Here is a 12,614-nt window from a genome sequence, read left to right as displayed (position 1 = left end):
TATCTTCCCTGCTTAATTCCAATAGCACTTTTCCGTTTTGGTCAACACTTGCATCCGCTGTAACAAGCATTGGCAAGAGATATTGAGCACCAACAATGAAAACTGCTTTATTTTTTGAAGCTTTATTCTGTCCGAACCAGGTTTTCTTTCCGTGAAAATCCATTCCCGTTTCTTCTGCCATCTTCCGTTCCATTATTTCATGATTTTTCTGGATTCTGAAACCTGCATATGGTAAAGCCCACTGGAATTTTCCTAAGAATCTTCCGACTTTAAAATTTCCTTCAAAATGATCAAAATCCCAGTTGGAATGAAACTGATTCAAATTGGCCCACCTCGGCCCGAACATTGTCATTGTTTCTGCATGAAGTTTATTACTCTGAATATCAAGCATTGCCATAGAGCTGATCATTTTATTGTCTTTCAGAAAGCTTTTCCAGGCCAGTTTTCTGTCCGGCAGCTGCGGATTCGGTGCTGAGTTTTCATAACTGAAAATTCTTCCCATTCCGGCCATCATGTGATATAAGATGTGGCAGTGAAAAAACCAGTCGCCATCCTGGTTGGCAGCAAATTCTATTGTATTGGTCTCCATCGGCATGATATCTACCACATTTTTCAGCGGGGAATATTCTCCTTTTGAATTAATCAGCCTGAAATCATGACCGTGAAGATGCATCGGGTGGCGCATCATCGAATTATTGTACATCGTAATCCGCACAATCTCACCTTTTTTAATTAAAATTTTATCTGTTTCCGTAACAGTTTTATTATCCAGGGTCCACAGATAATGGTTCATATTTCCTTCCAGTGTAAACTTCATTTCCCTTACATTTTCTGTGGGAAGGATTGTTTTCTCAGGTGATTTTAACAGATTGTACGACAGCCTTTTGATCGGTTTTTCTTCCTTCATCTGCATTGCTGAGTGATTTTCGTGTCCGGTGGTTTCGGGAGTCTCAGCCACCGCCGAATGATCTTCTTTCTTTGTCTTAATTCCCATCATTTCGTTCATGTGGTTCATCGTCATTTTTCTTTGACTTTCAGGAAGTTCGGGGTACATCACTTCATTCATATCCATCATCTGGTTACCCATCGTCATATTCATAGGCTTCATATTTCCGCTCATTTCCATCATGCCGTTCATCATTTTCATCCCTTCAAAAAGCTTTAATCTCGGCAAATCCGGGGCTTCAATTTTTTCACCGGAACCTAACCAAAGTGAAGCGTGGCCAATTCTATCTTCAGAAGTGGCGCGGAATTCAAAATTTTTATTCTCCGGAATGGTTACCTCAATATCGTAGGTTTCTGAGACACCAACAATTAAACGGTCAACTTCCACAGGAACCACATCATTTCCGTCATTGGCAATCACTTTTATCTTTCCGCCGCCGTAATTCAGCCAGAAATAAGTCGAGGAACCTCCGTTGGCAATCCTCAGCCGGACCTTATCGCCCGCTTTCAAATTTGAATAATCAGAGCCTGGCAGTCCGTTGATCAGGAATTTATCGTAGTAAACATCACTCACATCCATAGCTTCCATTCTTTTCCATTCATTCAGTGCTTTTGTTCCAAAATTTCCGGATTTTATGGCCTCCCAATAACTTTGTACTGCATTTTTTTTAATAGCATACCAATCTGTATTGGCCATGTGAAGCCTTCTCGCAATCTGCATTGGGTCTTCATCGCTCCAGTCTCCTAATAATACCGGTATTTCAGCATTATAGGATGACTTAGGCTCTCCTTCCCTTTTATTGAATACCAGGATTCCGTTCATCCCGATCTGTTCCTGCAAAGCTTCATGGGAATGGTACCAATAGGTTCCGTTTTGAGAGACTCTGAATTTATATAAATGAGTTTCTCCGGGTGTTACAGGCTTGGTGGTAAGGTATGGAACACCATCCTGCTCATTGGGAAGGACTACGCCATGCCAGTGAAGCCCTGTATTTTCCTTAAGCATATTGTGAAGATAAATCTCTGCTGTATCCCCTTCCGTGAAATATAAGGTTGGTGCCTGAAGCTTTCCGTTGATCGCAATCGCTCTCCGGTTTTTTCCAGTAAAGTTGACCACCGTATCTTTTACATACAGATCATATCTCACTGTTTTTCCTCCGAAAGTAAGTTTTCCGTTTTCAGAATTTTTTTTGAATACAGATCCATCCGTTTTCGGTTCTTCTAAAGCTGTATGCTGATGATTTTCTTTTTCTGCCAATTCCATTCCGCATTTCGGGCATTTCCCCGGCTTGTCTGAAGTGATTTCAGGATGCATTGGGCAAGTGTAAGCAGCACCGGACAGGGATTTTAATTGAGACTTAGGAGTTTTAGACTGAAGATTAAGTTTTGTTTCAGGTCTATCTTTTCTGACTTCCTGAACCTTTGACTTTACATTAACCTTTGTTTTTTTAGGCTGAATTTTAGCTTTATTAGGTTTAATTTCTGCAGGCTTTTGTTCTGCTTTCTGCTGTGGCTGAGGCTTAGCTTTTGGTTTTGAAACAACGGTTCTTTTTACCAGTGTCATTTTGCACTTTGGACAGTCTCCTGGTTTGGAAGATACTACCTCAGGATGCATCGGGCAGGTATAATAGGTTTTTGTTGTTTGTGCGAGCGTAAAAACAGAGAACAAAAGCACCAGAAATATGATTAATTTTCTCATAATATCCGATCTTTTTAAAAGTACATATATTAAAGTCAATTATAATTTAAGATACGTAACTTATTGTTTTAAAAATAAATACAAAAATTAATTGATTTCTGACTTTACACTTCCGCAGGAAAGCATAGATTTTCCGTAATAAGGGTTGATGATCTGTTTTTCGTCACTTAGCCAGCTGGAATCGGCCATTGGACAGTACTGTACGTAAACCGTTTTTTCTGAAAGCTTAAATTCTTTTGTCAAAGCGATCATATTCTCAGAAAGATTGGAAAAGGTTTCTCTCTGGGCTGTAATATTGCGGGCATCAGAAATAACGGAGGCATCTTTTCTTAAAATATTGAGATTCCCCTCTGAAACCAATTTGTAATCAACGGTAGAGGCTGTTTTAATGAATTCTGCTGCTGCTTTTGAGGTTTTATCCGCATCATCGGAAGCCAAAGCTGATTTAATGGCAATATAGTTCTGATATAATTTTGAAACCTGGATGTCTTTTTTAGACTGCGCAGAAAGAGAAATAATTGAGAATAAAGAGAGTACTGCTGTGATGATATACTTTTTCATTGTTTTAAATTTTAGAATTAATTTTAATTAAGAATAATGGAAACGCGTTATACGCCGGGCCGTGTTGCCTGCGAAGGTATGATCACCCGATTCACACCAGGCAACAGACGGATCTTAAATTCTAAAATGACAATGATTGATATAGATAGGAACAGGCCTGTATTCAGGTGGTCCGTTAATTCTTATGAGAGTAAATTTTGCAGCTGAAAAAGATTTGTCGATAAAGAAAAACTGATGCTGTGCTGGTGCAGGAGCAATCTGGCTTAGAAAATCGATCTTAAGGAGATCAGCCTTCTGGGAATCATCTACTTTTAAGACTTTAACCTCTGTTTTACAACATCCTTTTTTTTCCTTAACACCACATTTGCCACAGATATCCGTAGTTTTCTGGCTTACGGAAACCAATTCCTCCATACAGAAATGTACACTGAAAGCTGCTCCGGAAGAAAACCCGAAGTAAAAAACAGAAAACAATATGGCAAGAATCTTTTTCATTGGTAAGGCAAAGGTAAAAATATCCTGGGAACCGCTGTTATAAAATTCTGTATACTTGTTATAAAATTCTGCTCATTGAAAAAGCTTCTGAATAATTCAGAAGCTTTCTTTATTTTGTACTCCCGCTGATTTTACAGATTGAGTATATTTCATTGGCCGGGCAAATTCTAATTTCTAACCACTGTCTTTACAGTTTGAATTCAAGTTTCACATTAAAGAAACGTCCTGTAAGACGTACCGGAACCGGATACATTACGCTTGAATTGTAATCGGTGATCCATTGGTTGGCCACGGTATTGTTGATGTTAAATGCATTAAATACCTGAACTCCCAAGGTTAATTCTTCAAAATTACCCCAGAAACCGTAACGTTTTTTCTTGTCTTTAGAATCAATAAATACTTTTGAAAGTCCTAAATCCACTCTTTTATAAGCCGGCAATGTTCTCTGATACTGATAAGGATCGGTAAAAACAGGAGCACCGTTCGGAAGTCCCATCGCGTATACCAATGTAAGGTTGATACGCATTGACGGGAATTTAGGCATATAATCCTGATAGAACATCGCAAATCTGAATCTCTGATCAGTAGGTCTCGGAATATCTCCTCTTCCGTCAATATTTTCATATACCCTGGCATAACTTGCAGATAACCATGAATCTACACCCGGAACAAATTCCCCGAATAATCTGGTATCAATTCCATAAGCGTAACCTGAAGCATTATTTTTGCCGGAATAACGGATTCTCACGTTGTCCATATAATAAGGAATCAGATCGTCCATTTTCTTGTAATAAGCCTCTGTAGTAAGCTTAAATGGCCTGTCATACATATAAAACTCGTAGTCATTGGCAAGAATTAACTGCATGGAACGCTGAGATTTTATACTGGAATTGAAGTTCCCGTCCAGATCCTTGATCTCTTTATAGAAAGGAGCCTGGTAATAAATACCTCCGGAAAGCTTGAAAAGCATATCCGTATCCCAGTCAGGCTTTACCGCAAACTGGAACCTTGGCGAAAAGATGGTTTCTTTATTGAAGCTCCAGTTTGAAACTCTTGCACCTGCGTTAACAAATATTTTACTGGCTCCCCAATAAAATTTCTGTGAATACTGGGCATATGCAGAAAGTCTTGAAGGTTCAATTTTATTTTTGCCTGCGATCTGATAAAACAGTTCCAGGTCTCCTGACGACCCTCTGGGATCATCAATAGGACGCGGAATGCTGTATCCGGCGGCATCTACCAATTTCCATTCGTTGGTATTGTCGTTCAGGTTTTCTTTTTCATATTTAAATCCGACTTCTATATCGGTATTAATATTAGGTGAAAATTTTGCTCTGAACTGGGTTCCGTAAGTTCTTACAAACAGATCGTTTCTCGCGTGCTCTATCTGTCCGCCACCATCAAAAGAAGGGTTAGGAGCTCCCGTCACAAGATCAAAAGTCTGGATCTCATAGCTTGAAGCGATAGAATAGTATTCTTTTTCTCTGTTCTGATAGGCAAAACTGTCCAGTGTAAACTTCCACTGATCGGAAGGCTTATAGTTCAGGGAGAAAGTGCCCATCATATTTTTATACATATCCTGCTCCTTTCCTCCATAGCCTATGTTTACTGTAATCGGCTGCTGAAGGCTCCCAAAAGTTACACTCTTGGCTTTTGGAACCATTTCATAATCGTTCTTGGAGTAATACCCAATGAACGACATGGAGAATTTATCGTTGACATGGTAATTGATATAAGACTGGAAATCCCAATAAGTAGGATTAAAGTCCGTATCCTCGTTCAGTGTATTCAGAACCAGGTTGGTATTTCTGTATCTTCCTGAAAATAAAGCAGTCAGTTTTTTATTTTTTGAAGCCAGTCCTGCCGTCAATCTTCCTCCGATTAAACTTGCTTCTCCCGAAAGTTCAAATTTTTCAGGCTCACGGTAGTAAATATTCAGTGCAGAAGACATTTTATCACCATATTTCGGCTCAAAACCTCCGGCAGAGAAATTGACCGTCGAAACCATATCGGGATTAATGATACTCATCCCTTCCTGTTGCGAGTTTCTGATCAGAAAAGGCCTGTAAATCTCAATATCATTAATATAGATAAGGTTTTCGTCATAGTTTCCGCCACGTACCATATATTGTGAAGACAGCTCGGTATTGGAGTTTACGGAAGGCAGGGTTTTAAGAAGACCTTCAATTCCTCCACCTATGGTCGCGATTCCTTTTGCATCTTTCGCAGAGATTTTCACATTGGTAATGTCATTTGTTTTCCCGATCACTTTTTTCTGGAAAACGACTTCCTCAATATCGGTTACTCTATCTACAGTGTCTTTTTTTCTGTTTTGAGAGAAAATAAGCACGGGAACCATAAGGCTTAGTGGTAAAACTAGTTTTTTCAAAAGAAATATTTTAAGAATTTCTAAAAATAGGGATTTTTTAACAATTACAAAATTGATTCTCTGATTCTTGTTAATTTCTGTAACAAATCTTCTAATAAATCTAATCTTAGCATGTTGGCTCCGTCTGACAAAGCGGTTTCCGGTGTAGGATGCGTTTCTATGAAAATTCCGTCTGCTCCTACAGCAATTCCGGCTTTAGCTACCGTTTCTATAAGATCCGGTCTTCCGCCTGTAACCCCGGAACTCTGGTTAGGCTGCTGTAATGAATGGGTAACATCCAGAATAACCGGCGCATACTGCCTCATGGTAGGGATACCTCTGTAATCTACGATCAGGTCTGTATATCCGAAAGAATTTCCTCTTTCAATAATAGCTACTTTCTGGTTATTGGAATCTGTGATTTTCTGAACGGCAAATTTCATGGATTCAGGGGAAAGGAACTGTCCTTTTTTCAGGCTTACGCATTTCCCGGTTTCTGCCGCAGCCACCAAAAGATCGGTCTGGCGTACTAAAAATGCAGGAATCTGAAGTACATCAACATATTGTGCAGCCAGTGCGGCATGCTCATTTTCGTGGATATCCGTTGTAGTGGGAATGTTGAAGGTCTCTCCTACTTTTCTAAGGATTTCAAGGGATTTTTCTTCACCGATGGTTGTAAAAGAATCTACGCGGCTTCTATTGGCTTTTTTAAAGCTTCCTTTGAAAATATATGGGATGTTGTATTTATCTGTTATGCTGATTACTTTTTCCGCAATTCTCAATGCCATATCTTCGCCTTCAATGATGCATGGGCCGGCAATAAGGAAAAAGTTTTTTGAATCTTTGTGATGGATATTATCTAAATACTGGATCATTTTTATGTAAATTAAAAAGTTCAGTAAAAATACTTATAAAGTTTCAGAATCGGAAATTATTTGAAAGCTTTAATTATTACTGGAACTATTACGAAATTTTAACCACTTACGTGGTTAGAATTACCCCGGTTGTATTTTATTATTTTATAACTTTATACTATGAAACCGAGAGAAACTTTGGAAGAATTTTATGCTCTGCATGGAAAAGAACATGATCAGGATACTCACTGCAATGTATACCGCAGAGAGGATTTTGAATGCAGCAAGAACTTAAAACCTGTTTACCGCAGAGATTTTTATAAAGTATCCATGATGTGCGAAGGAACAGGAATATTAAGCTATGCCGATAAATTCATCAAAATTGATAAGCCTTCGATTGTATTTCTCAATCCAATGATTCCTTATTCTTGGGAACCTATCTCTTTAATACAGACGGGCTATTTCTGTCTTTTTACAGAGGAATTTGTGAGCCCCGAGCTTAAAAACGAGAGCCTCTCTCAATCGGTTTTATTTAAAGCAGGAGGAGAACATGTTTTTTTTCCTGATGAAGCCAGCATACAACTGTTGAAAAATGTATATGAAAACATGCTGAATGAGGCTCAGTCGGATTATGATAATAAATACAGTCTTCTTAGGAATTATATCCAAATCATCATGCATGAGGCTATGAAAATGCAGCCGCCTCAAACGTATGACCAACATTTGAATGCCGCCTTTTTTCAGCACATTATTTTTAGAACTTCTGGGAAAACAGTTTCCCGTTAGTTTGGATAATGTCATATTGCTAAAAAATGCAAATGAATTTGCTACCCAGCTGAACATACATACTAACCATCTGAATAAAGCCCTTAAAGAAACAACAGGTAAAACTACCTCAGAATGGATTTCCGGACGGGTCATGACGGAAGCAAAATCTTTACTCCGGTTCAGCAATTGGAGTGTCAGTGAAATTGCTTATTGCCTGGGTTTTGAGCATTCTTCCAATTTTATTATTTCTTTCAAGAAAAAGACAGGAGATGCTCCTAATCAGTTCAGAAAAAGAATCCTTTCCAAATCATAACCTTTGATTTGTTCTGCATAACTATTTTACTACAGTACCGCCGAACTTTGTGTCATCTAAATAACAAATTATGACACATCCAACTTTTCAAGGAAAAACAGTACTCATTACGGGAGGCACTACAGGTATTGGACTGGCTGCTGCAGAATTATTTTTAAAAAATGGTGCACAAGTCGTTATTGCCGGCCGTAGGGAGCAACAGGGCAATGATGCTTTAGAAAAACTGCGCTCAATAGATCACAAAATACATTTTGTACAGACAGATGTCTCAAAGAGCGATCAGGTACAGCATCTGATTAATGAAACCGTCAGACATTTCGGAAAATTGGATGTAGCATTCAATAATGCCGGAATTGAGGGACAGTTTTCAGCTATTGACAAGACGCCCGAAGAGGAATATGACAAGGTTATGAATATCAATACAAAAGGCGTATGGCTGGCCTGTAAATATGAAATTGAACAGTTTAAAAAGCAGGGAACCGGTGGAACAATCGTCAATACTTCTTCATGGCTGGCCAGAGGTGCATCTTCCGGTTCAGCAATTTATTCAGCAAGTAAAGCTGCAATAGATGGGCTAACAAAAGCCCTGACCATTGAAACAGCATCTGAGGGTATACGGATCAACAGTATCCAGCCGGGATACATCCGTACTCCAATGTTTGACAGATTTTTCACGGGAGAAAACGCTGAGGAAGCAATAGAACCATTCAAAAAACATGCTCCGATAGGACGTTTTGCCGCTCCTGAAGAAGTGGCGGAACTGGTTTTATGGCTCAGCAGCCCGGCAGCTTCTTTTATAATGGGCGAAAGTATTCTGGTAGATGGAGGTTTAGCCATTGGAGGACAACGATAAAAATGAAAAATATCTTTTATTTAATTTTATGGGCAGCAAGTAATCACTTCAATGCACAGCAGACGAATAGTAGCAATTCTTTACTCAAAAATACATCAACAGATCACAAAATGGAATCAGCAAAATACAATCACCTGTATCAGTATGGGATTGCAGAAGCCTTTATAGGCGGACTTTATAAGGGAACACTTTCTCTGGAAGATGTAAAATCAAAAGGCGATTTTGGATTGGGAGCACCTGATATGCTGGATGGAGAACTTACAGTACTGGACGGACAGGTATATCAAACCAAGGCTACAGGCCAGACTGTTACACCTGGAGACCAGTTTAAAACATCTCTGTCTTTTGTTACTTTCTTCAAACCAGATCATATTTTCATTATTAAAAATAAAGTAAACCACCACTCTGCCCTGCAGGAAATAAGCAAAAATATACAAGGTAAAAATTCAATGTTTGCCATAAAAATAACAGGAAAATTTACCCATGTGAAAACCAGGGCCTTCCCTCCTGTAGAAAAAGAACCTTTTCCTGCTTTAACTTCTATTTCTCACCAACAAAAAATATTTGATTATTCGGATACCGAAGGTACTCTGGTTGGTTTTTATCTTCCTGAATATTTGAACGGAATCAATATCAAAGGTTTCCATTTTCATTTTATTTCATCAGATGGAAAGCAGGGCGGACATGTCCTGGATTTTGAAGCTGAGAATTTAAAAGCAGCAGTAGCCGTATTGAAAAGTTTCAACCTTGAAACTTCTGACAATAAGGATTTCCAAAATTTTCAGTTTGAACAGAAAAATAATGAATCCTTAGAACGTTTGGAGCAGAGAAAATAATCCAACTTTTTCAAATACTATTATATACTTTACAACAGTTCCCATATTGTATTAAATATGGGAACTGTTTTTTTATGAGCTCATCTTTTTCAAAATCTTTTCAAAAGTATTGATATTCCGGCTGGTGAACTGATCTTTAAGGCTTTTCTTTCCCAGAACCTTACCGAAAGAAGAATCCAGGGTATTTCCTTTCGGGACCTGCCAGTAAAGTATTTCTTCAACAATTTCAGCTTTTTCGTTTTCAGTTTTGGAAGCAGCTTCAAATTCTGACATCAAAACGTTTTCCACTCCGGGATTTCCAACAAAAGCGTAAATATGCAGAGCCTCATTTTTTTCAAAAGGAATACTGTTCCAGAAAACCTGTGTTTCGTCCTGTGATTTTATAAACAAAAAAGCTTCGTAAGAAAAATGATCAGACATCGCTTTTTCTAACATTTTCTTCAGTTCTGCTGCATTTTTTTCAGAGGAGAAAATAATATTTCCTGAAGCCAATACAGAATTTACATCCAGCATCCCGGCCTCTTTAAAGACCTGGCACACGTCAGCCATTTTCATATTGGTTCCTTTTACATTGACGCCGCGGAGAAAAGCACAGTATTTCATATTTTTAGTTTTAGGGAGAAGGGAGAAGGTTTGCAGACTTTGAGTTGAGAGAATCGGAGAGTCTATTTTTAATTTCAATCTTCTATCAATATTTAAATCTTTAAATTATTCAATCTTTTAATCAACCTTAATATACAGGTTATAATCTGTCCCGGAAGGTTTAAGTCGGTAAATTTTCTCCAAAATTTTATTATCGCTCTTCAGGTGGTCTTTTACCCTGAATTCTTTCAGAAGCCTGTAATGTGCCTGGTAATAAGCCGCCTCATTTCCTTCAAACAGATTTTTATAAGAAAGGAGGTATTTTGGTTTTCTGTTTTTTACGGTATTGATCCAATAATTAGATTTATCTTTTTTTATTTCAGTCTGAACCTGTTTGTCCACCAATCCTACTTCATCAATGGTTTTTAACCCTGAAAAATACGGAACATAACCGGCAGGCTCCAACAGGATCCACTGATTTTTATCTTTTTCATATGTATTCAGAAACAGTCCGATCTTTCTGCGGTAGTTCCACTCCCCGTTTCCTGTTGCAATAGAATGTACAGTCTGGAAAACGGTCATCGGAAGAATATAGAATACAACCAGAAGGGACAGCCACAGATTTCGTTTCTCTTTCAGCTCCAGTACAAAAATAAGTACCGGAACGAAAAGCAACAGTTGCGGCACCCAGTAATACCAGTCGAATAAGCTTTTTTGAGACATAAAAATAATCTGCTTTATCCATCCGAAAAGAAAGATCATCCATAGAAAATAATTCCTTCTTTCTCTCTGTCTCACAAGATAAATGAAACACAGCAGTTCGAAAATCAATACAATAACCGTGACCGGATTGAAGCTTCCGGGTACCTTCAGCATTCCCCAGAAATTACCGAAACTTACCAGGAAATAGTTGAGATTCTGTGCAAAAGTAAAATCATGTTCATACAAAAGCTTTTTGGCCACAATGGTGTTATTGACCAATTCTCCGAAGTATAACCAGTTAAAAGAAAGTACGGATAAAATGCCCAGAATTCCTCCCAAAATATAATTCCATCTGATTTTTCTGTTCCAAAAAATATCAACCAGAAATACAATTCCCAGGAAAATGACCGTATCAATCCTTGTCAACATAATCAGAACCGGCAGAAGAATCAGTACCCATTTTTTACCTTTACTGAAACCGTAATACAGAAGTGCCATTTCCAGAAAGAAAAGAATTCCGTACTCCATTCCCAGGATAGAAATCTTAATGGCAGGAGGCAGGATTCCTATTAAAAATATAAAAACCGCTTTATGCCAGGGATTTTTAAGTACCAGATGGGCAAGAAGCAATGTCCCGACGGTAAATAATATGGAATTGAAGATCAAAAGGGGTTCTATGAAATATTCTTTACCGAAGATCAGATTGAAAAAATAAGATACAAAAACGTACAGATGGGTGGTAGAAGCTGAAATTTTGGTTTCACCGTTGAAACCTATTACTCCATAATCCAATACATTTTGTGCTACCCTCCAGGTAATGAACGCATCTTCCTGGATATAATGAGTCAATAAGAAAAGAAGTTTAAAAACTACCGTAAAAATTACGGCATAAATCGGGAGCCTGTTACTTTTATTTTTTGCCATCACGCATTTTTGGTTTCACAAATATAATCTTAAAATTGATGAATCCCAATAACAAAAAAACGGAACCGAAGTTCCGTTTTTACTATTATTTATTGTGTTACTTTAATAATCGCCGTAGTGATCTGGTTTTCCTTTTCTTTTGAATAAGTAGAATCAAAAGGTTCCATCACATCAAACAGATATTGGTAGAAAGGAGTGATCTTCTGTACATTTTCAGACTCCTTTATCGCCTTTTCTTTCCCCATCTGCTGAAGCTCTTTGATAAAAGCATTGAACTTTTTATCGATCGGCTCTATAGATTTTACGAGGTAAGCATAGGCTTTATCATCCTGTCCTAATTTCTTATAAGCGTCTGTAACAGCGGATACCACAAGTGAATATTCCATCGGTTTTGTCCTCATTTGCCTTCTTGCAAAATTCTGGTCAGCCCGATCCAGACTTAAGTAATAATCGTATTCTTCAAAGATTCCCTTTTTAAGGATTTCTGCCAGCTGAAGTCCTTTTTTCTCCTGTCCTGCAATGATATACCCGGTTACCATGGCACTTAATGAACGTGGATCATTGAATTTTTCAGCAGGAATTTCTTTGGAAGCAAGGTCCAGTATTTCCACTGCTTTAGCTTTCTGTCCGCTTAATGCCAGTGCCGAAGCTGCTCTGCTTGCTGCCATTCTGTAGCTCATAATGTTCGAGGTAGCCGTTTCATCAAAGTGAGTA

At 38.3% G+C, this 12,614-nt stretch carries 11 protein-coding genes and 1 pseudogene; 4 read left to right on the top strand and 8 right to left on the bottom strand.

Annotated features, from left to right (window positions below):
• From IX38_RS21485 to kdsA, 5 genes are all read right to left on the bottom strand, one after another.
• Nucleotides 1–2,644: multicopper oxidase domain-containing protein (locus IX38_RS21485; RefSeq protein ID WP_034708105.1), on the bottom strand; the 2,644-nt coding region annotated here is incomplete at its 3' end.
• 87 nt (nt 2,645–2,731) lie between these two features.
• Nucleotides 2,732–3,205, bottom strand: a complete 474-nt coding sequence (locus IX38_RS21480) for a DUF3347 domain-containing protein (protein ID WP_034708103.1) — start codon at nt 3,203–3,205, stop codon at nt 2,732–2,734.
• 114 nt (nt 3,206–3,319) lie between these two features.
• On the bottom strand, nt 3,320–3,700 hold the full coding sequence (locus tag IX38_RS21475; protein WP_228378022.1) for an HYC_CC_PP family protein: 381 nt from the start codon (nt 3,698–3,700) through the stop codon (nt 3,320–3,322).
• Between the two features lie 187 nt (nt 3,701–3,887).
• A complete protein-coding gene (locus tag IX38_RS21470) occupies nt 3,888–6,089 on the bottom strand; it encodes a TonB-dependent receptor plug domain-containing protein (protein ID WP_034708101.1) in 2,202 nt (733 codons plus the stop codon).
• A gap of 44 nt (nt 6,090–6,133) precedes the next feature.
• Nucleotides 6,134–6,943 (bottom strand): 3-deoxy-8-phosphooctulonate synthase, encoded by an 810-nt coding sequence (kdsA, locus tag IX38_RS21465; protein ID WP_034708099.1) that lies wholly within the window; start codon nt 6,941–6,943, stop codon nt 6,134–6,136.
• Nucleotides 6,944–7,102: 159 nt separating this feature from the next.
• Here kdsA and IX38_RS21460 point away from each other — a divergent pair, with 159 nt between their 5' ends.
• From IX38_RS21460 to budA, 4 genes are all read left to right on the top strand, one after another.
• Nucleotides 7,103–7,708, top strand: a complete 606-nt coding sequence (locus IX38_RS21460) for a cupin domain-containing protein (protein WP_228378021.1) — start codon at nt 7,103–7,105, stop codon at nt 7,706–7,708.
• Between the two features lies 1 nt (nt 7,709).
• Nucleotides 7,710–8,003 carry a helix-turn-helix domain-containing protein gene (locus IX38_RS23310; RefSeq protein ID WP_228378020.1) on the top strand — a complete coding sequence of 98 codons (294 nt, stop codon included), beginning with the start codon at nt 7,710–7,712 and terminating at the stop codon, nt 8,001–8,003.
• Between the two features lie 70 nt (nt 8,004–8,073).
• A complete protein-coding gene (locus IX38_RS21455) occupies nt 8,074–8,856 on the top strand; it encodes an SDR family NAD(P)-dependent oxidoreductase (RefSeq protein ID WP_034708098.1) in 783 nt (260 codons plus the stop codon).
• Nucleotides 8,857–8,858: 2 nt separating this feature from the next.
• Nucleotides 8,859–9,692 carry an acetolactate decarboxylase gene (gene budA, locus IX38_RS21450; RefSeq protein WP_228378019.1) on the top strand — a complete coding sequence of 278 codons (834 nt, stop codon included), beginning with the start codon at nt 8,859–8,861 and terminating at the stop codon, nt 9,690–9,692.
• A 72-nt stretch (nt 9,693–9,764) separates the two neighbouring features.
• Here the strand turns inward: budA and IX38_RS21445 are convergent, their stop codons facing one another.
• From IX38_RS21445 to IX38_RS21435, 3 genes and pseudogenes are all read right to left on the bottom strand, one after another.
• Nucleotides 9,765–10,295, bottom strand: coding sequence for a DUF1697 domain-containing protein (locus IX38_RS21445; RefSeq protein WP_034708097.1), 531 nt, complete (start codon nt 10,293–10,295; stop codon nt 9,765–9,767).
• 117 nt (nt 10,296–10,412) lie between these two features.
• On the bottom strand, nt 10,413–11,900 hold the full coding sequence (locus tag IX38_RS21440; RefSeq protein WP_034708095.1) for a hypothetical protein: 1,488 nt from the start codon (nt 11,898–11,900) through the stop codon (nt 10,413–10,415).
• A gap of 89 nt (nt 11,901–11,989) precedes the next feature.
• A pseudogene (locus tag IX38_RS21435) lies at nt 11,990–12,614 on the bottom strand (DUF2723 domain-containing protein); the annotation flags it as partial.

The organism is Chryseobacterium luteum (assembly GCF_000737785.1).
GTDB lineage: Bacteria > Bacteroidota > Bacteroidia > Flavobacteriales > Weeksellaceae > Chryseobacterium > Chryseobacterium luteum.
This window is presented reverse-complemented; position numbering and strand designations above follow the sequence as displayed.